This window comes from Fusobacterium perfoetens, assembly GCF_021531475.1.
Taxonomy (GTDB): Bacteria; Fusobacteriota; Fusobacteriia; order Fusobacteriales; family Fusobacteriaceae; genus Fusobacterium_B.
On record NZ_JADYTX010000014.1, the window covers coordinates 24,017 to 48,417 of the forward strand.

At 28.9% G+C, this 24,401-nt stretch carries 25 protein-coding genes; 9 read left to right on the forward strand and 16 right to left on the reverse strand.

Features of this window, described 5'->3' with window-relative positions:
• Positions 1–34: 34 nt before the first annotated feature.
• The 8 genes from I6E15_RS04590 to mutL all read right to left on the reverse strand — a co-directional run bounded on the left by I6E15_RS04590 (position 35) and on the right by mutL (position 8,371).
• Complete coding sequence (locus I6E15_RS04590; RefSeq protein ID WP_235245635.1) at positions 35–703, reverse strand: DUF3226 domain-containing protein; 669 nt, start codon at positions 701–703, stop codon at positions 35–37.
• Positions 700–1,713, reverse strand: coding sequence for an AAA family ATPase (locus tag I6E15_RS04595; protein ID WP_235245637.1), 1,014 nt, complete (start codon positions 1,711–1,713; stop codon positions 700–702). Before I6E15_RS04595 ends, I6E15_RS04590 begins: the two co-directional genes overlap by 4 nt.
• Positions 1,714–2,175: 462 nt before the next feature.
• On the reverse strand, positions 2,176–3,672 hold the full coding sequence (gene lysS / locus I6E15_RS04600; protein WP_320614639.1) for a lysine--tRNA ligase: 1,497 nt from the start codon (positions 3,670–3,672) through the stop codon (positions 2,176–2,178).
• 20 nt (positions 3,673–3,692) lie between these two features.
• Positions 3,693–5,135 carry a tetratricopeptide repeat protein gene (locus I6E15_RS04605; protein ID WP_235245639.1) on the reverse strand — a complete coding sequence of 481 codons (1,443 nt, stop codon included), beginning with the start codon at positions 5,133–5,135 and terminating at the stop codon, positions 3,693–3,695.
• 17 nt (positions 5,136–5,152) lie between these two features.
• On the reverse strand, positions 5,153–5,524 hold the full coding sequence (locus tag I6E15_RS04610; RefSeq protein WP_235245641.1) for a DUF1934 domain-containing protein: 372 nt from the start codon (positions 5,522–5,524) through the stop codon (positions 5,153–5,155).
• Positions 5,524–5,859 (reverse strand): DUF1292 domain-containing protein, encoded by a 336-nt coding sequence (locus tag I6E15_RS04615; RefSeq protein ID WP_177161001.1) that lies wholly within the window; start codon positions 5,857–5,859, stop codon positions 5,524–5,526. Before I6E15_RS04615 ends, I6E15_RS04610 begins: the two co-directional genes overlap by 1 nt.
• A gap of 25 nt (positions 5,860–5,884) precedes the next feature.
• The gene (gene rlmH, locus I6E15_RS04620) at positions 5,885–6,352 is read right to left on the reverse strand and encodes a 23S rRNA (pseudouridine(1915)-N(3))-methyltransferase RlmH (RefSeq protein WP_177161002.1); all 468 of its coding nucleotides are present in this window, start codon (positions 6,350–6,352) and stop codon (positions 5,885–5,887) included.
• Between the two features lie 9 nt (positions 6,353–6,361).
• Entirely contained in the window at positions 6,362–8,371 is a 2,010-nt protein-coding gene (mutL, locus tag I6E15_RS04625; RefSeq protein WP_328221909.1) for a DNA mismatch repair endonuclease MutL, read from the reverse strand.
• A 107-nt stretch (positions 8,372–8,478) separates the two neighbouring features.
• Here mutL and I6E15_RS04630 point away from each other — a divergent pair, with 107 nt between their 5' ends.
• The 6 genes from I6E15_RS04630 (at position 8,479) to I6E15_RS04655 (ending at position 15,009) form a co-directional block, all read left to right on the forward strand.
• Positions 8,479–9,132 (forward strand): toxin-antitoxin system YwqK family antitoxin, encoded by a 654-nt coding sequence (locus tag I6E15_RS04630; RefSeq protein ID WP_235245644.1) that lies wholly within the window; start codon positions 8,479–8,481, stop codon positions 9,130–9,132.
• Between the two features lie 68 nt (positions 9,133–9,200).
• Complete coding sequence (locus I6E15_RS04635; protein WP_235245645.1) at positions 9,201–10,064, forward strand: KH domain-containing protein; 864 nt, start codon at positions 9,201–9,203, stop codon at positions 10,062–10,064.
• Complete coding sequence (locus I6E15_RS04640) at positions 10,045–10,467, forward strand: HD domain-containing protein (RefSeq protein ID WP_235245646.1); 423 nt, start codon at positions 10,045–10,047, stop codon at positions 10,465–10,467. Before I6E15_RS04635 ends, I6E15_RS04640 begins: the two co-directional genes overlap by 20 nt.
• An 18-nt stretch (positions 10,468–10,485) precedes the next feature.
• Positions 10,486–12,267, forward strand: a complete 1,782-nt coding sequence (locus I6E15_RS04645) for a TIGR03960 family B12-binding radical SAM protein (protein WP_235245648.1) — start codon at positions 10,486–10,488, stop codon at positions 12,265–12,267.
• Between the two features lie 14 nt (positions 12,268–12,281).
• The gene (locus I6E15_RS04650) at positions 12,282–12,956 is read left to right on the forward strand and encodes a uracil-DNA glycosylase (protein WP_235245649.1); all 675 of its coding nucleotides are present in this window, start codon (positions 12,282–12,284) and stop codon (positions 12,954–12,956) included.
• 343 nt (positions 12,957–13,299) lie between these two features.
• On the forward strand, positions 13,300–15,009 hold the full coding sequence (locus I6E15_RS04655; RefSeq protein ID WP_235245651.1) for a bifunctional metallophosphatase/5'-nucleotidase: 1,710 nt from the start codon (positions 13,300–13,302) through the stop codon (positions 15,007–15,009).
• Between the two features lie 179 nt (positions 15,010–15,188).
• Here I6E15_RS04655 and rpsP read toward each other — a convergent pair whose 3' ends face one another.
• From rpsP to ylxM, 3 genes are read right to left on the reverse strand one after another with little or no spacing between them, the layout of a single operon-like run.
• A complete protein-coding gene (rpsP, locus tag I6E15_RS04660) occupies positions 15,189–15,449 on the reverse strand; it encodes a 30S ribosomal protein S16 (RefSeq protein ID WP_235245653.1) in 261 nt (86 codons plus the stop codon).
• 59 nt (positions 15,450–15,508) lie between these two features.
• Positions 15,509–16,861, reverse strand: coding sequence for a signal recognition particle protein (ffh, locus tag I6E15_RS04665; RefSeq protein ID WP_235245656.1), 1,353 nt, complete (start codon positions 16,859–16,861; stop codon positions 15,509–15,511).
• 8 nt (positions 16,862–16,869) lie between these two features.
• A complete protein-coding gene (ylxM, locus tag I6E15_RS04670; RefSeq protein WP_177161825.1) occupies positions 16,870–17,181 on the reverse strand; it encodes a YlxM family DNA-binding protein in 312 nt (103 codons plus the stop codon).
• Positions 17,182–17,321: 140 nt separating this feature from the next.
• Here ylxM and I6E15_RS04675 point away from each other — a divergent pair, with 140 nt between their 5' ends.
• Positions 17,322–17,780: a CAP domain-containing protein gene (locus I6E15_RS04675; RefSeq protein WP_235245658.1), complete on the forward strand. Its 459-nt coding sequence runs from the start codon at positions 17,322–17,324 to the stop codon at positions 17,778–17,780.
• Between the two features lie 255 nt (positions 17,781–18,035).
• Here the strand turns inward: I6E15_RS04675 and I6E15_RS04680 are convergent, their stop codons facing one another.
• The 5 genes from I6E15_RS04680 to I6E15_RS04700 form a co-directional block, all read right to left on the reverse strand.
• A complete protein-coding gene (locus I6E15_RS04680; protein WP_235245659.1) occupies positions 18,036–19,214 on the reverse strand; it encodes a DUF3798 domain-containing protein in 1,179 nt (392 codons plus the stop codon).
• A gap of 32 nt (positions 19,215–19,246) precedes the next feature.
• Positions 19,247–19,972, reverse strand: a complete 726-nt coding sequence (locus I6E15_RS04685; protein ID WP_177161828.1) for a basic amino acid ABC transporter substrate-binding protein — start codon at positions 19,970–19,972, stop codon at positions 19,247–19,249.
• Between the two features lie 30 nt (positions 19,973–20,002).
• Positions 20,003–20,731 carry an amino acid ABC transporter ATP-binding protein gene (locus I6E15_RS04690; RefSeq protein ID WP_235245661.1) on the reverse strand — a complete coding sequence of 243 codons (729 nt, stop codon included), beginning with the start codon at positions 20,729–20,731 and terminating at the stop codon, positions 20,003–20,005.
• Complete coding sequence (locus I6E15_RS04695) at positions 20,724–21,437, reverse strand: amino acid ABC transporter permease (protein WP_235245663.1); 714 nt, start codon at positions 21,435–21,437, stop codon at positions 20,724–20,726. The genes I6E15_RS04690 and I6E15_RS04695 overlap by 8 nt, the downstream gene beginning before the upstream one ends.
• A gap of 332 nt (positions 21,438–21,769) precedes the next feature.
• The gene (locus I6E15_RS04700; protein WP_235245664.1) at positions 21,770–22,459 is read right to left on the reverse strand and encodes a DUF554 domain-containing protein; all 690 of its coding nucleotides are present in this window, start codon (positions 22,457–22,459) and stop codon (positions 21,770–21,772) included.
• 144 nt (positions 22,460–22,603) lie between these two features.
• Between I6E15_RS04700 and I6E15_RS04705 the strand changes: the two genes are divergently transcribed.
• Together I6E15_RS04705 and I6E15_RS04710 are read left to right on the forward strand one after the other, a co-directional pair.
• Positions 22,604–23,641, forward strand: coding sequence for a threonine aldolase family protein (locus I6E15_RS04705; protein ID WP_235245667.1), 1,038 nt, complete (start codon positions 22,604–22,606; stop codon positions 23,639–23,641).
• 9 nt (positions 23,642–23,650) lie between these two features.
• The gene (locus tag I6E15_RS04710) at positions 23,651–24,292 is read left to right on the forward strand and encodes an NUDIX hydrolase N-terminal domain-containing protein (RefSeq protein WP_235245668.1); all 642 of its coding nucleotides are present in this window, start codon (positions 23,651–23,653) and stop codon (positions 24,290–24,292) included.
• Positions 24,293–24,401 lie beyond the last annotated feature (109 nt).

Consider the following 24,401-nt stretch of genomic DNA (forward strand, 5'->3'; position numbering starts at 1 on the left):
CCCATATGTCAATAAAATATTTCTTTACTTAAAATTACATTTTTTTAACTAATTGATTCATAAATTTTTTAAAATTTTCCATTTTCTCCGAATCAAAATCCAATTTTTCTATTGTATCATCTTCTGTTAAAAAAAGATAAGCAACACCATTCATTGGATTTTGAGTAGCTCCATATATCATAAATTTTGCTTTTGTAGGATTTTTTATTTTTTCACCTTGTTCTTCTACTTTATATGATAATTCTGGAAATGACTTTTCCTCTATAAAAGATAACAAGTCTTTATCTTTAGATATTCCCATAATTAAATTTTCTAACATTCCATCGCATTTATTGTTATATGGAGAAATATATAAATAAACTTCTACTCCTAATTGTCCTTTTATATCTTCTGATACTTTTTTAGCTCTATTATATGTTTCTGAAAAATCCTTTTCTGCATCAATAAATATTCCTACTTTTTCTATTAATTCTCTCTCTTCTAATGGACTTTTTAAAATTTTCTTGACTATTTTTTCTAAGTTTCCATTTCCTTCAATATCCAATAAAAATAGATTATCAACGATTTCATTTTCCATATATTTTTTATTTCTTGAAAGTTTATACAGTTCTGATTTCTTAAATTTTATATTATATCCTTTTGTTTTTAAATATGAATATATAAAAGCTATTTCTCCTGAACCTTCACACAATATTAAATTCATCTTATCTCCCACCCTTCAGCTAAAAGCTCTTTTGCTTCTTCTTCTGAATAGTATATAGCTTTTATATTACTTTTTTCATTTTCCATTCTATATAAACTTACTGTATTATCTAATTTTAATTTATATAATTCTTTTAAAAACTCTTCCGAATGAGTTGTTATAAATAATTGAATATTATATTCTTTTATTAATTTTAATATTGTTCTAATCAACTTCTTTAAAGCAGTTCTATAAAGTCCATTTTCTACTTCATCTATTAATATTGTTATTTCTCTATCGTTTCCACCTGCAACCAAAAGATTACTTATAATTATCAAACTAGAAATAAATCCCTCTCCCATAGTTCCAATACTTAAACTTTTATCAACATTATTCAAATCTACATAAATATTATATCCATCAACATAAATTTTTTGTAAATTTTTGTCATAACATTTTAATATTTCTGTAAGTTCATCTATTTTCTTATAATTTTGTAATTTTCTAATATTATCCGCTAATTTAGAAATTTCTCTATTTGTTGGAACATAAACTATGTTTGATTCTTTCAAATTAGCAAAAGACGAAAAACCTATTGAATTATTTTCTACTTTAATCTCTATATTAGGTTTATTATTTAATAAAAATTTATAAATTATTTTTTGATTTTCGCTACTATTTGCTTTATTAAATATTTCCTTTTCTGAAAAAGAAATCTCTGTAACTTTTTTTTCACAAAATATTTCTAATTTTTCTTCAGATTCTTTTTTAGATAACTTTATAACTGGATTTTCTGACACATCTAAATTATAGAAAAATGAGTTTAGAACTTCTTCATATCCAATATATTTTCTTCCTGAAAGTATTCTTCTTAAATTTTCAACATCACTTATATTAAATAGAGAAATAGCTTCTAAAATAGTTGTCTTTTTTGAATTATTAGCACCTACAAAAATATTAATTTTGCCTAAATTATCTATTTTTACATTTTTTATTCCTTTAAATCTTTCTATCTCTATTCTCTCTATCATTATTTTCTCCCATTCTTCCATTTATTTCTTCTAATTCTATTTTCTCTAATAAATTAATATATCAGAATACAACATTTTCATATAAAGAAAGGTTCTTATTTCTAAGAACCTTTTTATTTATCTTCTTATTACTAGATCATTTATTAAAAATTAATTCAAAGAGATCCTTATAATATTTTTACTTCTGTAATACTAACAATTTCAAATATTAATTTTCCAAAGAAACACCATTGTAATCTTTCTATATATATTATCATTATAGTATATTTTTTCTAAAAACTCAATCTAAATTTAATAAAAGTCATTATCATAAACTTTACTTTTTAGTGAGTGATTCAGTGATACAATTTCTGCTCACTATACGTTCACTAAGATATTTATTAATTTTAAATAAACATATAAAAAGAATCCTCTATTATAAGTTAAGGCTGCCATATCATCATAGCAGCCTTATTTATTATACTATTTTAAGTTTTTTAAAGTTGGGAATAAAAGAACATCTTTTATTGTTGGACTTCCTGTAAGTAACATTACAAGTCTATCAATTCCTATTCCAAGTCCTCCTGTAGGTGGTAATCCAGCTTCTAGAGCTTCGATGAATGTATCATCTATTTCTGGAGTAGCTTCGTCGTTTCCAAGTTCAGCTTCCTCTATTTGAGCTTCAAATCTTCCTCTTTGGTCTGCTGGGTCGTTTAACTCAGAGAATGCGTTTGCATATTCTCTTGAATCGATGAATAACTCAAATCTTTCTGTAAATCTTGGGTCATTAGGGAATCTTTTTGAAAGTGGAGATATTTCAACTGGATGTCCATAGATGAATGTTGGTTGAGTAACTTTATCTTCACATTTATCTTCAAAGAATTGGTTGATGATATGTCCAACACCAGTCATATGAGGTAAAACTTCAACTCCGTGTTCTTTAGCTATTGCTTTAGCTTCTTCAAAAGTCATTTCTTTCCAGAAATCAACTCCTGTAACATCTTTAATCATATCTACCATATGAATTCTGTGGAACTTAGAAAGGTCTATATCTTTTCCGTTATATTCAACTTGTAAAGTTCCTAAAACTTTTTGTGCAACGTGTTGGATTATAGCTTCTGTTAAATCCATCATTGTTTCATAGTTAGCATAAGCCATATATAATTCAATTGTTGTAAATTCTGGGTTATGTCTTGTAGAAATTCCTTCGTTTCTAAAACATCTATTCATTTCATATACTCTATCAAATCCACCAACGATTAATTTTTTTAAGTATAACTCAGGAGCTATTCTTAAATATAATGGCATATCAAGTGCATTGTGATGAGTGATGAAAGGTTTTGCAGCTGCCCCTCCTACGATTGGGTGTAACATTGGAGTTTCAACTTCTAAGAAGTGTCTTTCATTTAAGAAACTTCTTATTTCACTTTCAATTTTAGTTCTTTTAATGAAAGTATCTTTAACTTCTCTATTCATTATTAAGTCTATATGTCTTTTTCTGTATCTTGTTTCGATATCAGTTAATCCATGGAATTTTTCAGGTAATGATCTTACATTTTTAGAAAGTAATGTAAATTCGCTTACTCTTAAAGTTTTTTCTCCAGTTTTTGTTATAAATAATGTTCCAGAGATTCCAACTATATCTCCAACTCCACATTTTCTTATTAATTGCCAAACTTTTTCATCTTCAAAAGCATCTTTTCTAGCATAGAATTGGATTCTTCCTGTTTGGTCTTCAATGTGAGCAAATCCAGCTTTACCTTGGATTCTATATCCCATTATTCTTCCAGCTGTTTTATAAACTTTTTTTTCTACAGCATCTTCAGCAGGAGCTTCTTCTTTTAAGATATCTCCTATCATAAATTCTTTGTCGTATCTCTTTCCAAATGGATCAAATCCTAATTCTTTGATCTCTTCAATTTTTTGCCATTGTTCTGCTAAAAGACGATCTTCAGCAACCATATCAGCATATCTTTTCATTATCTATCTCCTTTTATCTTTTATTTTAATCTTCTTAAATATATTATACTTCTTCTTCCCCAAACTGTTTGAGGATAATTTTCACTAACTTCTCCAAAAATTCTCTCTGCCTTAGATTTATTTCCATTTTTAAATTGGATATCTCCTAATTTATATAAAACTTCTGGATATTTTGCATTATCTTTAGAAATTTTCTCAAAGTTTCCTTGAGCTTTTTCTAAGCTATTTGTCAAATAGTATGAATTTCCAAGTAAGTAGTACACATCTTGAGCCTCTTTAGAATCTCCAGTTATTTGAGCCTTAGCTTTTTCTAGTACTAAGATTGCCTCTGCATAACTTTCTGTTCCATAATATTCAAGTCCGTTTCTTAAAAGATTTTCAAAATCACTACCAACTACTAAACTTTCTTCTGATTCTTCAGTAGAAGTTTCTTTTTGTTCCTCATATCTTTGGTTAAAACTACCTGTCATCTTTTCTTTTAAAGCTTTTGGTAGTATTCCAAATTTATTTTCTGAATAGTGAGTTCCTTTAGAAATATTTCCACTTCTAAAGTAGAAAGCTCCCAGTGTATCAGCTAACTCTCTTGTAGGAACATTAGCGTAACACTCCTCCATAAAGTCTAACTCTTCAAGAGTTGGTCTTCCTCTTTTTATTATATCATTTTTTATAACTTCGTTAAGTTCTGGTGAGTTTGTTTTAAAGCTTAAATATTTTTTAGGTAGAGCATAATCATTTTGTAAAGTTTCCTCTTTACCTAATATCACTCTTATTTTTTCCTCAGAAGTAAGATCAAAGTTTTCATCTAAGAAATTTGACTCATTAATTACAAGTTGTTTATCATTATTTATAACAGCTTGGTTAAAAAGAGCCATTGATACATCTTTTAACTTTGGATTTTCAGGGAAAAGTATTTTAAATGCTTGAACACTGTTTTGTAATTTTCCTAAATCTTTTTCTTCTGCATTAGCCATAACTAAATTATTTAGGTCAAAAGCAGATATTTGGTAACGAGATTTATTATTGATCACGATAGTTTCAGCTGGTTCTCCATATTTTTCCAAAGAGAATCCATATTTTCCTTGATATAAACTTCTAAAGTAAAAAACTCCACCTCTTATAAATGCCTCATAAGATTTTGATTTTGGTGAGGCTATTACAGAAACATTATAAGCAGTTGTTGGAAGAGCTATATATTCTCCTAGATAAAGGTCAAAAGCATTTCCTTCCATATGAGTTCTTGTTACATTATTTTTTATATTTCCAGATACCATATCTAAGAAATATGCAATTCCAGAATCACTTAAGTAAAAACTTTCTTGAGGAAGTTCTTTTTCTTTCTCAACTTGCATATTAAGTGCTGTTTCATAACCTTGTGGCATTGTGTTGTTATTCACAAGTGTATTTAAGTTTTGACAACTATAGAAAAGATTTGCCAAAATAGCGATAAATATAAATTTTTTCATAAACTCCTCCTACTTTTTTACAAAAGCTCCTCTATAGAGATAAAGATTTTATTTATGATTTCTCTCTCTTGATAAAGAACGTATTCGCTCTCAAATCCCTCATCTCTAATATTTAATTTTTTTGTGAATAATATAAGATTCATATTTAGATACTCACTTATATATTGTAGTTCAGTTTGACAGTCTTTTTTTAAAACCAAAGAACTCTCAACCTTCCCTCTTCTCTCTATTATAACAGAATCTTTAAAAATTTTTACAATATTTTTTCCAAATTCATCTACATAAGTATAAGATATATAGTTTCCCTCTTGTCTTTTTAAAGCTTTTACAACTTTTTCCAAAAGTTCATTACTCTCTTCAAAAGTTTTAATTTTTAAAGAAACTTTCATTAATAATCCTCTTCATCATGATAATCTTCATTATCATATCTTTCTCTTGAGCTACGAGAATCTTCTCTGTCGTAATATTCGTCGTCTTCCCAGTCCCCTATATCTTCTCTATCGTCATACTCATTTTCCCAGTATTCAATGATTTCTTCTACTTGGTCCTCATCATCAATGTACTCTAAATCCTCTTCGTCGTTGGCTAAGAATACATATCTTTCACCATCTCCGCTTTCAGCTATTACATAGTCGTCATTGTCATATGTTATCATAGCTAATATTTCAAATTCTACTTCTTCTCCTAAAACCCTTTGTCTAAAATAGTCCCCAGGTAAATACATAAAAAATCCCTCCTATTTCCTTTTACTATTTATGATATTTAATATTATTTATTATACTAAACCATCTATAAATTTGTTCTGACAATATAAGTCTCATCAACTGATGAGGAAATGTCATTTTTGAAAAACTTAAAGATAGGTTTGATACCCTTCTTATGTCATCAGAAACTCCATAAGAGCCACCGATAATAAAATTTATTGTGCTATAACCTTTTACACAGATATTTTCTATCTCACGAGCCATCTCTTCAGAAGAAAAATTTTTTCCTCCAATATCCAAAAGTATATTAAAACCTTTATTTTTTTCTAAAGCCTCTTGAATACTTTTTGCCTCACGAGAGATAGATGATTCTCTATCAGAGTCATTTCCAAACTCTTTTAACTCGATTATTTTAAATTTTCCGAAAGCCTGCATTCTTTTACTGAATTCAGCTATTCCATCTACAATATATTTTTCTTTTATCTTACCCACACAAACAATATTTATATTCAAAGTAACTCCTTATTTGCTCCCAAGTCTTCCAAAATGCCTTTCAATATCAGTAAGTGACATCTTAAGAAGTATAGGTCTACCGTGAGGACAAGTATATTCCTCTATCTCAAATAATTTTTTTAGCAAAATCTCCATCTCATCAAATGTAAGTTTTTGATTTGCTTTTATAGCTCCCTTACAAGAAGACATTATAATACTCTCTTCCAAAAGAGTATTTTTTATCTTAGAGTTTTTCAAATCCTCTATTATATTTTTCATCAAATCTTCTATACTACAAGAGATTTTAAAATTTGGTATCCCTCTTATAAGGATATCATTTTTATCAAAAAAATCAACCTCAAATCCAAATTTTTTTAAAATATCTATATTTTCCTCTATTAATTCTCTCTCTTTATTGGAAATTTTAAACTTTATAGGCACTAGCAACTGTTGAGTAGATATCTCTTTATTATCATACATCTTTTTATATTTTTCATATAAAATTCTTTCATGGATTATATGTTGGTCATAAATCTCTAGATTTTCATCTCTTTCCACCAAAATATATGTATTAGCCAGTTGTCCTATTATCTTGTAATTTTCTCTTTTTGGATTTTTTTCTTTTGGTTTATCCTTAGAAAAATCCTCATATTTTTTTAACTTCTCATCACTACTCTCTAGTTTATCAGTTTTTTCGTTATTTGCAAAGGATTTTTTTATATTTTTTTCTTTTTCCTTAAAAAAACTATTAATTTTCAAAAGTTCACTATCTTTTGAAAAATTTTTCTCCTCTTCTTTTTTAATCTCTTTTATTTCTTCTATTTTTTTATCTTCTTTTTTCTCGTCTTCCAAGATTTCAAAAGTTTTCTGAGGCTCTCTCACTTGAAAATCTAAATCTTCAAATCTATTTTTTTCCTTTTTATTATCCAAAATTTCTTCATTTTCTGGTATATCAAAAGAAATTTTCTCTGTTTTTAAAGTATCTTTTTCAAAACTTTTGACCTCTAATCTTTTTTCCTCTTTTGGTTTTATAACTGGAGCGATAAAATCCTCATCTCCAAAAAGTTTTTTATTAACCTCATCATACACAAGATTATAGATATATGACTCGTCTGAAAATTTAACTATTTTTTTAGTTGGATGAACATTTACATCTACATCTTTTGGGTCAATCTCCAGAAAAATCACTGCAAAAGGGTATCTCCCTTTCATAAGTTTTGTATAATATCCATCTATAAGTGCATTTTCTATAATTTGAGATTTTACAGGTCTACCATTTATAAAAATAAATATAAAATCTTTATTTGAACGATTAAGAGAGATATTTCCCAGATACCCAAGTGGAAAAGATACGATATTTTCTAGGGTATTTTTTCCAAAAATCTCAAGGATAGTATTTTTTATCCCATTCCCACTAGTTTTTAAAATCTCTTTATCATCATTTAAAAGAGTTATTGAAATATTAGGGTTTGCCAAAGCCTCCACAAGAACTGTATCTTTTATAGCTCTAAACTCTGTTGTTTCTTTTCTTAAAAATTTTAATCTTGCAGGAGTGTTAAAAAATAGATCCTTAACCTCTATCTCTGTTCCAATCCCCTTAGCAATCTCTTGAATATTTGTTATTTTTCCACCAGATACTGAAAGAGTAGTCCCTATCTCACTTTCTTTATCTTTTGAACTTATTTTTAATTTTGAAACAGCTCCTATTGATGAAAGTGCCTCTCCTCTAAATCCATAGGTCATAATGTTAAAAAGGTCTTCTTTTGTAGAAATTTTACTTGTGGCGTGACGTTCTACACACATCAAAAGATCTTCCTTTGACATTCCTATTCCGTTATCTGTAATTTTTACATATCTATTATTTTGTTTAACATTTATTATAATCTTTGTACTTTTTGCATCTATTGAGTTTTCCAAAAGCTCTTTTATCATATTGGCTGGTTTTTCTACAACCTCTCCAGCAGCTATCATATTGGAAACTTTTTCGTCTAAAATATTTATAGTTTTTATAATTATACCTCCTATAAAAATTATAGTGATAACAAATTATACTTCATATTAGAAAATTTTTCTATATTATTTTTTAAATTTTCTGAAAAGTATGTTATAATATTTAAAAATTAAAAAATTATTTGGGAGAAAAATTTATGAAAAAATTTCTTGTTTTAATAACAACAGCCTTGCTTATTTGTAGCTGTACATCAGTTGAAAAAAAACAACCTATTCTTCAATCTACTGAGATTGTAATGCAATCAGAAAGAGAGCTTAATAAATCACTTCGTGAAGTCCCTTTAAAAGATAAAGTATATAAAAATAAGCTAGCCTATGTAAATGGAGAAGAAATTCCATTCACTGGAGTTTTTACAAATAGATATATTGGTCATCTTCTTTATTTTGAAGAATATAGAAATGGACTTTTACATGGTTCAAGAGCTTGGTTTGGAGATGATGGTTCAATCGGACTTAGAAAAAGTTACATAGATGGAATAGAAAATGGTGAGCAAACTACCTATTATCCAAATGGAAATATCCGTTCTATCTTCCCATATATCAATGGAAAAATCGAAGGAATAATTGAATGGTACAAAGAAGATGGAACAATGTTTGATTCTAGCGAAATATTAAACGGTACTGGTAGATATATTGTTTACTGGAATAATGGAGAGATTCATACAGAGGGATATTTTACAAACAATAGAAAAACTGGCATCTGGAAAGAGTTTAATCAAAAGGGAGAACTTGAAAAAGAGATCACTTATTCAAAAAGAGGAACTATCTTAAAAGAAAAATGGTATAAATAGGTTGAGTCAAAACATATATTATGATATAATTAATGGTACGCAAAAATTTCATTTTTAGAAGAGGGAATATGGATATAAGAGCTTTAGAAAAAACTAACAAAATAGGTTATATCTTTGATATTTTTTATAATGGAAAATATTTTGATTCCTTTGATGAAATCAAAAACAAAGAAACTGTAAAAGGTTGTTTTAAAAATATTATGAACTCTTTGGGCTTTACTTGGGCCAAGGGTATTCAACAAGGAGGAAGAACAGATGCTAAAGTTTCCGGAAGTAATTGTCTTTATGTTAGTAGTACTTTCAACAGAAATATTCAGAAAATAATTGAGGAATTTAACTTACTAGCTGGTGGCAAGATGAAAATAACTAGATGTAGAAAAACTTTTCCAAATCTTGCATTTCCAGAATATGTGGAGAAAAGAAGATATATTTATAAATATCCTCAAAAACTAATAACTAATGATACGGATACTATTCAAAAACTTTGTAAGGAATTAAGTGGTACTTATGATGTGAGTGTTTTCTCTGACTCTAAAGGGGAAAAACTAAAAGAACATATAAGAACTGTTGAGATTTCTTTTGAGAATAACACCCTTACTTTTTTAGGAGATTCTTTTATGCCAAAACAAGTAAGAATTACAAGTGGATATATTTTAACAGGGGAGAAAATCCCATTACCTGGAAAATATCTTACTCTTGATAAGGTGGTATTAAAAAAAGAGATTCTTGATAATATCTTTGTGGAAGAAACATCTTTTACCATTGATAACGTAAAAAAAATAGAAAAAAATACAGCAAATGATATACATATTCTCTACGTTGAGCCATCAAAACGTGGAGAGGTCATTGGAAAAAATGGTAGCAATATCAAAAAATTAAGAAAATCTCTTGGAACTATCATTGTGAGGGACTATGATAATTGCGAGAATTAAACAGGGACTTACATATATTTTTATAAGATACAATCAAAAAAATGATTTAATAGTTCGTGAGATTTTAACTGATGAAGAATTTAAAATTTTTAATGAGATGAGTGAGTATGATAAAATTCACTCATTTAATTTATTCAAATTAGTAAAAGAAAACGCTACCTTAAGAGATAATAAAAATTATCTAAAACTTGCTCTTTTACACGACTGTGGAAAAGAAAATCTTTCTCTTTTTGTGAGAGTAAAAAAAGTTTTGATAGGAGATAAAAAAGTGGAAAATCACCCAAAGATGTCCTATGAAAAACTTAAAAATATAAATAATACTGTTGGAGAGTTAGCACTTTCTCATCACTTGGCACCTATCAGTGAGGAGATGAAAATTTTCCAAGAGTTAGATGATAAATAAATATAAACGAGGTAATTAATGAAAGTAAATATAAACGAATATCTTTTATCTGTTGAAAAACCAGCTCAATACTTAGGTAACGAGATAAATAGTTGCCATAAAAAAGAATGGACAAGTAATATGTGTCTTGTTTTTCCAGATATTTACGAAGTTGGAATGTCAAATCTAGGGATAAAAATCCTTTATACACTTATGAACAAAGTTCCAGGATTTTATCTTGAAAGAGCTTTTATGCCAATGGACGATATGGAAGAGATAATGAGAAAAGAAAATATTCCAATGTTCTCTCTTGAAACTAAAAGCGAACTTAAAGATTTTGATGTAGTTGGATTTTCTCTTTCTTATGAGATGTGTTATCCAAATATGTTAAATGCTCTATCTCTTGCAGGGATTCCTATAAGAAGAGAGGATAGAGGAGAAGATGACCCTCTTGTAATGGCTGGTGGTACTTGTGTTATGAATCCAGCTCCCCTAAAAAAATTCGTAGACTTTTTAATGGTTGGAGACGGAGAAAATAATATGCCTGAGCTTGCGAGAATTTTAGTTGAAACTAAAGGAAAATCAAAAATGGAAAAACTAAAAGCTCTTTCAAATATTGAGGGAATATATATTCCAGCTCTTCACGATGAAAATAAAAAAGTACAAAGAGCAATAGTTAAAGATTTAAATGATTGTCCTCTATATGACGAGCAACTTATACCTTATATGGCAATAGTTCACGACAGAGCCACAGCGGAAATCCAAAGAGGTTGTACAAGAGGTTGTAGATTCTGTCAAGCAGGGATTGTTTATAGACCTGTAAGAGAAAGAAGTCTTGAAAAAAATATTGAGCTTGTATCAAAACTTATAGAAAATACAGGTCACTCAGAAATATCTCTTTCATCTCTAAGTAGTAGTGACTATACAAATATCGACTCACTTATTGAGGCTATAAAATCAAAATATTCTTGTGACAGTGTTGGAGTTTCTCTTCCATCTCTTAGAATGAACACTCACTCTGTTGAGGTTGCTGAGATTATAAGTGGTGGTAAAAGAACTGGATTTACTTTTGCTCCAGAGGCTGGAAGTCAAAGAATGAGAGATATAATTAATAAAGGTGTTACAGAACAAGAAATAATGGACACAGCTGAGGCTGCTGTAAAAGCTGGTTGGATGTCTTTAAAATTCTATTTTATGATAGGTTTACCATTTGAAACAATGGAAGATGTTCAAGGAATTTATGAGCTTGTAAAAAAAGTTTCTCAAATGTGTAGAAAAATAGATAAGAGAATAAATATTACAGCTAGTGTTTCAAACTTTGTTCCAAAACCTCATACACCATTTGAATGGTGCAAACAAATGAATATGGAAGAAATGCTTGAAAAACATACTTTCCTTAAAGATCTATTTGCTGGTCTAAAAGGTGTGGCATTAAAAATTCACCCACCTAAAAAATCTCTACTTGAAGGTTTAATCTCAAGAGGAGACGAAAGAACAGGAGATTTAATAGAACTTGCATTTAAAAAAGGTGTAAAATTAGATGACTATCGTGATAACTATAATCTTTGGATCTCTGCTTTAGAAGAACTTGGAATGAAAGTTGAAGATTACCTTGGAACAAGAGATTTTGATGAAAAACTTCCTTGGGATATTATAGATATAGGAGTTTCAAAAGAATTCCTAAAGAGAGAATATGACAAAGCGGAAATGGCATCTCTTTCTCACGATTGTAGACTTGGTTGTCTAGGTTGTGGAATGAAAAGAATTATACCTCAATGTGGAAACATTGTAGATTCTAAAAAAGATTTTTGTACTAAATAGTGAGGTGAAATAAAATGATAAATATTGGAAATGATTGGGACGAACTTTTAAGACCTGAAACTGAAAAAGAATATTATAAAAATTTAAGAAAGTTTTTGGTAAATGAATATAAAACTCATAAAATTCACCCAGATATGAATGATATTTTTTCAGCTCTAAAACTTTCTAGATACAAAGATACAAAGATTTTATTACTTGGACAAGACCCATATCACGGAGAAGGACAAGCTCACGGACTTGCTTTTTCAGTAAAACCCGGGATAACTCCTCCGCCATCTCTTAAAAATATGTATAAAGAGATTCAAGCGGAACTTGGTATCGCCCCACCAAATAATGGTTATTTAGTTTCTTGGGCAAGTCAAGGAATACTTATGATAAATACAGTTTTAACTGTGCGTGATGGTTTAGCAAACTCTCACAAAGGACAAGGTTGGGAGATTTTTACAGATAGAATAATAGAACTTCTAAATGAAAAAGATGAGCCTGTTATCTTTATTCTTTGGGGAAATAATGCAAAATCTAAAAAAAGACTTATAACTAATAAAAAACATTTTATAATCGAGGGAGTTCACCCAAGCCCACTTTCTGCAAGTCGTGGTTTCTTTGGTTGTGGACATTTCAAAAAAGTAAATGAGATTTTAAAATCTTTAGGTAAAAAAGAGATTGATTGGAGCATTCCAAATCTTTAATAAAATATAATAATTTAATGGCTGTTGCATACTAAATATAAGATTAAAAATTACTACAGATTCCAAAAAATTGATTTATTTAAAGCTCATCTCATTAAAATCACAAAACTCGCTACGCTCAAACAGTTGTGATTTTTAGCATTCGATGTCGCTTTATAAATCTAATTTTTCTCCATAATTTCCGTAATTTTTAATCTATATTCTTTTTAATAAAATGTAGCAGTCTTTTTATTTTCTAATAGATATTAAATTGTTAAAAATTGGTAAATTGCTCTTGTATTTTAACTAAGATTTTGTTATCATATTAAATATTTAAAATCATTTATAAAAAGAGGTAGAAAAAATGGCAAAAAATAAAAGACTTTCTTTACTGTCATTAATAAGTATCGGTATTATATTTTTATTTATCAGTTTAAATAAAAATACAACTATTAGTGCACCTGAAAAAATTATAATTTTACACACTAATGATGTTCACTGTCAGATCGATCAAAAGAAAAATAAAGACGGAATTGTTACTAATATTGGCTATGCTGGTGTCTTGGCATATAAAAAAGAGATGGAAAATCTTCACGGAATCAACAATGTTACTTTGGTAGATGCTGGAGATGCTATCCAAGGAGGACCAATTGGTACTCTTTCTAAGGGAGAATATATCGTTGATATTATGAACTATGTTGGATATGATATAGCTTGTCCTGGAAATCACGAGTTTGATTATGGAATGGAAAACTTTTTAAAGCTTTCAACCGAAACTTCTAAAGCAAATTATATCTGTTGCAACTTTAGAGATTTAGAGGGAAATCCAATACTTTCTCCTTATACTTTAATAAAATACGGAGATTTAATTATTGCATATTTAGGAATTAATACTCCTGAATCTTTTACAAAATCTTCTCCTATATATTTCCAAGATGAAAATGGAAATTATATCTATGATTTCGCTCAAGGAGAAAAAGGACAAACTCTTTATAAAACTGTTCAAAAATATGTTGATGAGGCTATAAAAGAGGGAGCTAATTATGTTGTGGCAATTGGACATTTAGGAGATGAGGGAGCTAGTGAATATTGGTCTTCTAAATCTTTAATAAAAAATACTTATGGAATTGATATATTTATCGACGGACATTCTCACGAAGTTTATTCTGAAATCTTAAAAAATAAAAAAGGTAAAAATGTTTTACTTGCTCAAACTGGTACAAAACTTCAAAATCTTGGTAAGATTACAATCAATACTAAAAATAAAAAAATAACTTCTGAATTTATATCTAACTATAAAGCACAAGATGAAGATGCTGTCAATTACATCGAGGGAATAAAAAATAAATTTTCCGATGTTTTACAAGAAGTTATAGCAAAATCTAGTGTAACTCTTACAACTTTAGATCCTACTACTCACAAAAGAGCTATAAGAAATAGTGAAACAAATCTTGGAGATTTCTGTGCTGATGCTTATCGTACAATGGTTGGAGCTAATATTGCCTTTATTAATGGTGGAGGGATTCGTGCTGATATTGAAGAGGGAGATATAACTTATGAAGAAATCATAAATGTTCACCCATTTGGAAATGAAATCTGTATGATTGAAACTACTGGACAAGATATTTTAGATGCTTTAGAAGTTGGAGCTTGTGAATATCCTATAGAAAATGGTGGATTTTTACAAGTATCTGGTCTTTCTTATACTATCGACCCATCTATTCCATCTAGTGTGGTTTTTAATGAAAGAGGACAATTTGTAAAAGTTGATGGAAAATATCGTGTAACTGAAGTTATAGTTGGAAATGAACCTTTAGTTCTTAACAAAACTTATACTTTAGCATCTCACAACTATATGATAAAAAATGGTGGAGATGGTTATACAATGTTTATGGACGACAAGATGATAAAAGATTCTGTTGTTATTGATAATGGAGCTTTAATCAATTATATCACTGAAAATCTAAATGGTGTTATTGGTGATGAATATAAAAATCCAAAAGGTAGTGGACGTATTATAATAAAAGAAAATATCTCTTCAAACTCTCAAGAAGAGATAAAAAATGTTGCTTAAAAATACAAATAATTTTAAGAGCTATGTAAGTTAATGATTTTTTATTATTAACTTCTTAGCTCTTTTTTTATAAATATTTATTTTTACCTAAAAATTTTTCTAATGTAAACTTAAAAATCTTCTTCAAAAGAAAAAAGCAACCTTTCGGTTGCTCTCTCGTTATTCTTCTTAATTAAAAACTATTTTTTTAATTCTTCGAATTTTGCCCAAACTCCAGCTTTAACTAATAAAGATTTTACAGTTCTTGTAGGTTGAGCTCCATTTTTTAAGAATCCTAAGATTTCTTCTTCTTTTAATTCTACTCTAGAATCTTCTAATGGATAGTAGTTTCCTAAGTAAGCTACTGCTTTACCATCTCTTTTAGATAAGTTTTCCATTACAGCTAATCTGTAAACTGGGTTTTTTTTGCTTCCTAATCTAGTTAATCTTAATTTTAACATTTAATCACTTCTCCTTATAATTTCTATTTATTTTATTTTTTTATTTACTTGATCATTTTTTAGAAGAATTTCCTTCCATTTCTTCCCATTGGCATTTTTGGAAGTCCAGCTCCAAAGTTTGGTAATTTACCAGAGCTTAACATCTTCATCATACCTTTCATTTGTTCAAATTGTTTTAAAAGTTTATTTACATCAGAAACCTCTGTTCCACTTCCCTTAGCAATTCTTTGTTTTCTCTCTGCCTTAAGAATTTCTGGTTTCTTTCTTTCTTGTTTTGTCATTGATTGGATAATCGCTTCTACTTTTTTCATCTCTTTTTCAGCAGGAGCTAAATCTCCGATATCTCCCATTCCTGGAATCATTTTTAATATACTTCCAAGAGGTCCCATCTTCTTGATTGTTTGAAGTTGTTTTAAGAAATCTTCTAAATCAAATTTTTGAGTTTTAATTTTTTCTTCAAGAGATTTTACATCATCAGCACTTATATTTTCCTGTGCTTTTTCAACTAGTGATACAACGTCTCCCATTCCTAAAATTCTTGATGCAAGTCTTTCTGGGTGGAATAGTTCTAAATCTCCTATTTTTTCTCCAACTCCCACAAATTTAATTGGTTTTCCAACTACTGCTTTTATTGAAAGAGCAGCTCCACCTCTTGTATCTCCGTCAAATTTTGTAAGAACAACACCGTCAATACTAATTTTATCGTTAAAGTTTTTAGCTAAGTTTACTGCATCTTGCCCAATCATAGCATCAACTACTAAAAGTATCTCTTGTGGTCTAACTATTTTTTTAATCTCAGCAAGTTCATTCATTAGATCTTCATCAACGTGTAATCTACCTGCTGTATCTATTATCATATAAGTATAGTCTTGTGCTTTTGCATTTGCCCAAGCTCTTCTACAAATATCAACTGCGTCTTTGTTTGATTCATCTATATAAGCTGGAACTTGGATTTGATTTGCTAAAACTTCTAATTGTTTCATAGCTGCTGGTCTGTAAACGTCAGCTGCTACTAAATATGGTCTTTCTCCATCTTTTTTTAATTTATTAGCAAGTTTTGCTGCAAAAGTTGTTTTCCCTGCCCCTTGAAGACCTGCAAGCATAATCACTGTAGGATTTTTAACTCCTTTAGTAAGTCTTGAATTTGTTCCTCCAAGAAGTTCTACAAGCTCATCATTAACAATTTTTATAAATTGTTGTCCAGGATTAACTCCGATTAAAGTTTCTGTTCCGATAGCTTTTTCTTGAATTTTAGCTATGAAATCTTTTACAACTTTGTAGTTAACGTCAGCTTCTAGTAAAGACATTTTAACTTCTCTTAAAGCATCTTTGATGTTACTTTCTGTTAACTTTCCTTGTCCTCTTACTTTTTTGAATATACTTTGAAATCTATTTCCTAAATTTTCTAACATATTCTCTCCTAACTTAATTTTTCTATTATCTCATCAAGTTTTTCCATTTTGAAGTCTTTTTTAAGTTCTAATAATTTTTCACGAAGTTCTTTATCTCTTTGATAAAACTTTAATTTTTCTTCGTAATTTCTTAGAATTTTTATTCCTCTTTTAACATTATCATATACAGCCTGTCTACTGATTCCATAATTCTCAGCTATCTCTGTAAGTGATAGATCCTCTTCAAAATATTCAATCAAATATTTGCTTTGTTTTTCTGTTAAAAGAACTTTATAATAATCCAATAGAATTCCTATTTCTATCATCTCTTTTAATTCCATTAATATCACCAAGATATTATATTAGATTTTCAAAAGTTTGTCAAGTATTTTTTCTTTACTTTAATAATTTTTTTATTATTTTTAGATTTTTTTTATTTTTCTTCGTCTAAATGAAAAATTAATATTTTGGAGGTTATAAAATGAGAAAAATTTTAAAATTATTATCTATTGGAATACTTTCGCTTTTTATTTTCTCAGTTAGTTTTTCAGCGGATGATTATCAAAAAGATATGTTGTCTCTTGTGAATATTGAAAGAGAAAAGGAAAATCTTTCTCCTCTTACTCTTGATGAAAAACTTAATGAAATTGCAAAAGATAAAGTAAATCTTTTAATAAAAGAGGAAAAACTTAATCATCTAGCTGGAGGTTATAAATCTTTAGGGGAATTTTTGAGAACTTATGATGTAGAATTTCTTATGGCTGGAGAAAATATAGCTAGAAAAACAAGAACAAATGAGGAAACTATGAATCTTTGGTTAAACTCAAAAGGTCATAGAGCCAATATTTTAAATAAAAGTTTTACAAATATAGGTATTGCTAAGGATAGTGATGAAAATGGAGATATCTATTGGGTACAAATTTTTATAAAAAATAAATAAAATAAAAAAACTATTGTAAATTTAAAAAATAGATTAAATTTTAGAGAAGAAAACTTTAAGAATTACGGAAATTACGAAGAGAAGTTAGATTAACAAGGACTTATTGAACGCTAAAAATCTCAACTGTTTGAGCCTTGGCGAGTTTTGAGATTTTAGTGAGATAAACCGTAGTTAATCAACTTATCGTAGTCTGGAGTAATTCAAAGTTTTCTTTTCTTTATCTATTTATAAAGATACAATAGCTCTATTTATTTTTTATTCAATTACTTTATATTTTTCTGGAACTTCCAAATCAGTCATTCCTAAATATCCTTTACCAAATACATAAGTATCTTGGTAAGTAAATACATAGTTTTCTCTTTCTACTTCATTACTATCAACAAAGTAGCTTCCGTTCCAACCAGCTCCTGGAGTATTATCTTCTAAACTTTTCATAATAGCATCAAAGTCAAGAAGTTCTTCTTTCTCCTCTATAACATTTACTGCGTGATCAGCTAATGCTTGAGCTCCTGCAAAGTTATAAGAATATGCCCAAGTTCCCATTCTTCCACTAGCACCTTTATTAACTACTGTTTTTTCAACTTTAGCTAATATTTTTGGCCAGTTTCCTTTTTCGTCATCACTAAATTTAATTCCTAAAGCTCCTGGATATCCCATTGTTGGAGATGGTAATTCAGCTTCTACAAAATATCCTCCCTCTTCAGCAACTCTTTTTAATAAAGGTTCTGTATGAGCATCGTTTGTACAGAAGAATGCAGTATCTTTTCCATATTGTTTTAACCAGTTAGGTACTTGCTCTAATATATATTGTTGAGCTCCTGCTACCCCAACATCACTTACTGGATCTGGAGCAGAAATGTCATAGAATCCCATTCCTAGATCTTCAGCAGTTTTTTTCATAATATTTCTTCTTCTTGAAATTAATTCATAGCTTAAATGTCTTGGGAAAGATATATGAATAAAGTTTTTAGCTCCCATATCTTTTGCTGCTTTTACTATTAAATATCCTCTGCTTATTGCATCTTGATCCATTACTAAGTCTGCTGCGTCAGCTATCATTTCTGGATCTTCGTGAGGCACATTTGCAAGTAGTAAAATATCAGGTCTTTTTTCTCTAACTCTTCTAAAAGCTTCAACTGTTCCAGGTATAGCTTCTGTCATAATTATAGCTTTCATTTTTGGATCATCTGCAAGAGAAGCGATTTGAGTTATAGTAGTTTCCATCTCCTGCATAAAGTTATATGGATAAGTTAAGTGAATAACTTTTCCTCCATCACTTGCTTTTCCATATTTTTTTAGTATTGCTTCTGCTCCTCTTAATGAGTCTTCAGATTGAGGTACTGTTCCACTCAAAACTCCAATATGATAGTCTGATTCTGCAAAAGAAACGGCTATCATTCCCATTAAAAGGCAACTAAATAACATTTTTTTCATTTGCTTTTCCCCCTAGTTTTTATTTTTATATTTTAGTTAAAATATTTTTTTAAGATTTTTTCAAATTCTCCATTTGATTTTAAAGTAGCTATAGCTTTATTTACATCATCTAATAATTGTTTATCATCTTTTCTAACAGCTATTGCATAATCTTCAGCTTCCCCTTCAGTTTCAGCTAATTTTAAACCTTTATTATTTTTTACATAATTTTTAGCAGTTTCAGAGTCAAGTACAACTGCATCTAATTTTCCATTTTGTAATGCCATAATTCCAGCATAAGCAGCACTAAATTTTTCAGATGGAAGACCCATTTCAGTTATAACTAAATCTCCAGTAAATCCTAACATAACTCCGATTTTTTTACCTTTTAAATCATCAAAAGTTTTTATATCATTATTTGTATCTTGTAAAACTATAACTTGATTTGCTGAATAATATGGTTCAGAGAAGTTAACAGCTTTTTTTCTTTCTTCACTAGCAGTCATTCCAGCTATAACTAAATCTACTTTTTTAGATTGAAGAGCTGGTAAAAGTCCGTCAAAACTCATATCTTTCATAACTACTTCTTTTCCCATTTCTTTTCCAATAGCATTGATAAAGTCAACGTCAAATCCAACCATTTGGTCTTTTTCTAAATATTCAAAAGGAGGAAACTCAGCATTTGTTCCTACATAGATTGTTTTCTTTTCCTCTTTTCCACAAGCTAAAAACATAAACATTGTAAGTAATACACCACATACTTTAAAAACTTTTTTCATAATCATACCTCCATAATTTTTATTTATTAATTAACGATTTAAAACTTTATTTAAGAACTCTTTTGTTCTTTCGTGTTTAGGATTTCCAAATATTACTTCTGGAGAATCGTCTTCTAAAATTGTTCCTCTATCCATAAAGAATACTCTGTCTGCAACATTTTTAGCAAATCCCATTTCGTGAGTAACGATTATCATTGTCATTCCCTCATCAGCTAGCTCTCTCATAACATCAAGAACTTCTTTTATCATTTCTGGGTCAAGAGCTGAAGTTGGCTCATCAAATAGAATTATTTCTGGATCCATTGCAAGAGTTCTAGCAATAGCTATTCTTTGTTTTTGTCCTCCAGAAAGTTGATCTGGATAAGCATTAGCTTTATCTGCTAATCCTACTTTTTTTAAAAGTCCCATAGCTTTTTCGTTTATCTCATCTAATTTAGCATTTTTTATTTTTAAAGGAGATAAAGTAAGATTTTCTAAAACTGTTTTATGTGGGAAAAGATTAAAATGTTGGAACACCATTCCCACTTTTTCTCTTATTTTATTTATATTTGTTTCGTCGTCCATAAGATTTTCATCATTTATATAGATAGCTCCTGCTGTTGGTTCTTCAAGTTTATTTAGACATCTTAAGAATGTTGATTTTCCACTTCCTGAAGGACCGATTATTGCAATAACCTCCCCATCTTGTATATCTACTGATATATCTTTTAATACTTCTAATTTTCCAAAACTTTTATATAGATGTTCTACCTTAATCATTTGTTTTCAACCCCTTTTCAACATTTCTCATTACTTTAGTAAATATTCCTGTCATTATTAAATAGATAAATCCAACTGCTAGTAATGGTTCTACTCCTCTATAAGTTTGGCTTGTAATGATGTTAGCTGAACGAAGAAGGTCAACTCCACCGATAAATCCAACAATTGAAGTTTCTTTTAAAAGTGTTATAAACTCACTTACAAGAGCTGGTAAAATTTTTCTTACAGCTTGAGGAATTATAACTTCTTTCATTGCTAATGAATAAGGCATTCCTAAAGCTCTTGCTGCCTCCATTTGTCCTTTGTCAAGTCCCTCAATACCTGCTCTTATTATTTCGCAAACATAAGCTCCTGAGTTAATTCCGAAAGCTATTCCAGCCGTTAAAAATACTGGCATATCTCTAAATCCTGCAAAAATTATATTTGATAAAATCATAAGTTGCACAACTGCTGGTGTTCCTCTGATTAGATCAGTATAAAGAATTGCTAAACTCGCTAATGGATTGTAATCTCTCCATTTTTTATTTTTGCTGTGTTTAAATGGACGGAAGTTACAAATTCTCATAATAGCAACTAAAACTCCCAAAATTATTCCAAGTACTGCTGAAAATAGTGTTACTCCAACTGAGAAAGAAAGACCTTGTAAAATATATTTATATCTCTCCCCTCCTATAAATATTTCTTGTAGTGTGTTTAAATATTCCAATATAATCCCTCCTAAAAACTTCTATAAATCAATTTTTTAATAAACTTAGGTAATAAAAAAAGCTTAATTTCTCTTGAAACTAAGCCTCAACATCTTAAAACATTAAAAATGTCATAAATCTATGCTCATAGGAAAAATCTTCCTAATCTTTACAAAGAAAAAACAGATATTTTTGGACAAGCTCAAAGAAACGATATTAAATTCGTTTAATAATTTCTATTCCTTTCTTGCCTGAATATAAATACCATAATTTTATCTCCTACTTTTATTTTTTGATTTAACAAATGATAGCAAATTATTTTGCTTTTGTCAAGTTTAATTTAATTTATTTTTTAAACTATTTTGATAAAAAAAGCAACGATTATAGGTAAAAACATAGCTGGTAAAATATTTGTTATCTTTAGCTTTTCTTCAGATAGTAAAAGATTTACACCAAGCCCTGCAAGAATAACCCCACCTATTGCTGTTATATCGCCCATTACACTTGGCTCTGTTATAAGTTTTAGCCAACTTCCCATAAAAAACATTAACCCTTGATAAACTACCACAACAACAGCAGAAAAAATAACTCCTATTCCATAAGTTGATGCAAGCATTAAAGACATTACTCCATCTAAAATAGATTTTATATAGATAAGACTTCCATCTCCATTCAAAGATATTTTTATTGGACCAAGAATCGCCATTGAGCCTACACAAAATATTAAAACTGCTGTAACAAATCCTTGAACTGTATTTGCTCCAGAATTTACTTTTAATTTTTTCTGTAAAAGTTCTCCAAGGTTTTTTAGTTTACCATCTAAATCTAATCTCTCTCCTATAATAGTTCCCACAACTAAATAGCAAGCTATATACATTCCATTTTTATAAGTCAGAGCATCTTTTAATCCCATTATAAAAACAAAAATTCCCAAAACTTTGATTATGGATTCTGTAATATTTTTAGATAAACTTTTTCCAAAAAATAATCCGATCAAACTTCCTACAACTATAAAAATTCCATTTAAAATTATTATTGACATCTTATCCCCCCTTTGTTCAATAATTTTTCTTTATTATAGCAAAATATTATATGAAATTACAGTAATTTTTATATTTTTTTCTTTTAAATCCAACTAAATAATGATATAATTTTTCTATCACTTAGAAAAAGGGGGACTAAAAATATGATAAGTTTTAGCAATGATTACAGTGAGGGAGCTCACATTAATATTATAAAAGCTTTAACAGAAACAAACTTAGAACAAACAGTTGGTTATGGTGAAGATATTTATACTTTAGAGGCTTATGATAGAATTAAAAAATCTTTAGATTGTGAAAATTGCCATATAAGATTTTTAGTTGGGGGAACTCAAACTAACTTAGTTGTTATTTCTCATCTTTTAAGACCACATCAAGCTGTAATATCTTCTGACCTTGGACATATAAATGTACATGAGACAGGAGCTATTGAGGGAACAGGACATAAAGTTTTAACAAATAAAGGAGTTGACGGAAAATTAACTCCAGAACTTATAAAAGAAGTTTTAGATATTCACACTGACGCTCATATGGTACAACCAAAAATGGTTTACATCTCTAACCCAAATGAGATTGGAGCTATCTATTCTAAAAAAGAGTTAGAAGATATCTATTCTTTCTGTAAAGAACACAATCTTTATTTCTATATTGATGGTGCTAGACTTTCTTCAGCTATCGCCTCAACAAAAAATGATATAAAATTATCTGATTATAAAAATCTATGTGACGTATTATATATCGGTGGTACAAAATCTGGAGCTTTATTTGGAGAGGCTGTTGTTTTCTTCAATACTTCTTTAGTTGGAGATTTTCAATATACAATAAAATTAAGAGGAGCTTTACTTGCAAAAGGTAGACTTTTAGGAATCCAATTCAATGAACTTTTCAAAGATAATCTTTATGAAAAAATTGGAAGACATGCCAATGAAATGGCTCTAAGACTTAAAAATCTTTTCACAGAAAATGGAATAGAATTTTTAAATGATTCTTATTCAAATCAACTTTTTGTAATTTTGCCTAATAATATGGTAAAAGAGATAGAAAAAAAATATATAATAACTTATATAGGAAAACATGATGAAAACAGATCTGTTATTAGATTTGTTACTTCTTGGGCTACAACTGATGAAAACATTGATTCTTTTGTAAAAGATTTCAATGAAAATTATAAATTTATAAAATAGGTGAAAAATATGGAAGAGAAAAAATTATCAGAACTACTTAACTTAGTAAAAAGAAATATTAATCTTAGTGATTTAGGAATACTTTATGCACACAATGGATATGATGATGAAAGATACAGAGAGTTAAAAGAAATAAATCTTAGAATTTTAGATATTCTAACTAATGAGGGTGTATCTTTAGAAAAGTTAAAGGATTTTTATCTTCCGATTAAAGAATATCCTACACCAAAAGTTGAAGTGAGAGGTCTACTTCTTAATGAAAATAATGAAATTCTTATGGTTGAAGAAAAACTAGATCCTCAGAAATGGTCAATCCCCGGTGGTTGGTGTGATATAGGTTTTTCTCCAAAAGAGGTTGTTATAAAAGAGATGAAAGAGGAAACAGGACTTGATGTGGAGGTTTTAAAAGTTCTTGCTATCTATGATAAGAAATTTCATAACCACCCAGCAGAACCATTTTATACTTACAAGATAGTTTTCCTTTGTAAAAAATTAGAGGGGTCTTTAAAAACAACTTTTGATATTACAAATGTAAAATATTTTAGTCTTGATAATCTTCCTCCACTTTCTACTCCTAGAATATTGGAAGAACAAATCAGACATCTTTTTAATCTAGCTACAAATAACATAAAAGAAACATACTTTGAATAAGAAAAAAGGGATTGCTATAAATTTATATAATGTACTGCACCCAAAATCTTAGACAACTAAGATGGAGGGTGCAGTTTTTTTATGGCTAAACTAACAAAAGAACAAAAAA

What these genes read in the sequence shown, in the direction of transcription:
- I6E15_RS04590 (WP_235245635.1), bottom strand. Translation starts at nt 703, where the DNA reads ATGAATTTAATATTGTGTGAAGGTTCAGGAGAAATAGCTTTTATATAT.
- I6E15_RS04595 (WP_235245637.1), bottom strand. Translation starts at nt 1,713, where the DNA reads ATGATAGAGAGAATAGAGATAGAAAGATTTAAAGGAATAAAAAATGTA.
- lysS (WP_320614639.1), bottom strand. Translation starts at nt 3,672, where the DNA reads ATGAAAAGATATGCTGATATGGTTGCTGAAGATCGTCTTTTAGCAGAA.
- I6E15_RS04605 (WP_235245639.1), bottom strand. Translation starts at nt 5,135, where the DNA reads ATGAAAAAATTTATATTTATCGCTATTTTGGCAAATCTTTTCTATAGT.
- I6E15_RS04610 (WP_235245641.1), bottom strand. Translation starts at nt 5,524, where the DNA reads ATGAAAGTTTCTTTAAAAATTAAAACTTTTGAAGAGAGTAATGAACTT.
- I6E15_RS04615 (WP_177161001.1), bottom strand. Translation starts at nt 5,859, where the DNA reads ATGTATTTACCTGGGGACTATTTTAGACAAAGGGTTTTAGGAGAAGAA.
- I6E15_RS04630 (WP_235245644.1), top strand. Translation starts at nt 8,479, where the DNA reads ATGAAAAAATTTCTTGTTTTAATAACAACAGCCTTGCTTATTTGTAGC.
- I6E15_RS04635 (WP_235245645.1), top strand. Translation starts at nt 9,201, where the DNA reads ATGGATATAAGAGCTTTAGAAAAAACTAACAAAATAGGTTATATCTTT.
- I6E15_RS04640 (WP_235245646.1), top strand. Translation starts at nt 10,045, where the DNA reads ATGATAATTGCGAGAATTAAACAGGGACTTACATATATTTTTATAAGA.
- I6E15_RS04645 (WP_235245648.1), top strand. Translation starts at nt 10,486, where the DNA reads ATGAAAGTAAATATAAACGAATATCTTTTATCTGTTGAAAAACCAGCT.
- I6E15_RS04650 (WP_235245649.1), top strand. Translation starts at nt 12,282, where the DNA reads ATGATAAATATTGGAAATGATTGGGACGAACTTTTAAGACCTGAAACT.
- I6E15_RS04655 (WP_235245651.1), top strand. Translation starts at nt 13,300, where the DNA reads ATGGCAAAAAATAAAAGACTTTCTTTACTGTCATTAATAAGTATCGGT.
- rpsP (WP_235245653.1), bottom strand. Translation starts at nt 15,449, where the DNA reads ATGTTAAAATTAAGATTAACTAGATTAGGAAGCAAAAAAAACCCAGTT.
- ffh (WP_235245656.1), bottom strand. Translation starts at nt 16,861, where the DNA reads ATGTTAGAAAATTTAGGAAATAGATTTCAAAGTATATTCAAAAAAGTA.
- ylxM (WP_177161825.1), bottom strand. Translation starts at nt 17,181, where the DNA reads ATGGAATTAAAAGAGATGATAGAAATAGGAATTCTATTGGATTATTAT.
- I6E15_RS04675 (WP_235245658.1), top strand. Translation starts at nt 17,322, where the DNA reads ATGAGAAAAATTTTAAAATTATTATCTATTGGAATACTTTCGCTTTTT.
- I6E15_RS04680 (WP_235245659.1), bottom strand. Translation starts at nt 19,214, where the DNA reads ATGAAAAAAATGTTATTTAGTTGCCTTTTAATGGGAATGATAGCCGTT.
- I6E15_RS04685 (WP_177161828.1), bottom strand. Translation starts at nt 19,972, where the DNA reads ATGAAAAAAGTTTTTAAAGTATGTGGTGTATTACTTACAATGTTTATG.
- I6E15_RS04690 (WP_235245661.1), bottom strand. Translation starts at nt 20,731, where the DNA reads ATGATTAAGGTAGAACATCTATATAAAAGTTTTGGAAAATTAGAAGTA.
- I6E15_RS04700 (WP_235245664.1), bottom strand. Translation starts at nt 22,459, where the DNA reads ATGTCAATAATAATTTTAAATGGAATTTTTATAGTTGTAGGAAGTTTG.
- I6E15_RS04705 (WP_235245667.1), top strand. Translation starts at nt 22,604, where the DNA reads ATGATAAGTTTTAGCAATGATTACAGTGAGGGAGCTCACATTAATATT.
- I6E15_RS04710 (WP_235245668.1), top strand. Translation starts at nt 23,651, where the DNA reads ATGGAAGAGAAAAAATTATCAGAACTACTTAACTTAGTAAAAAGAAAT.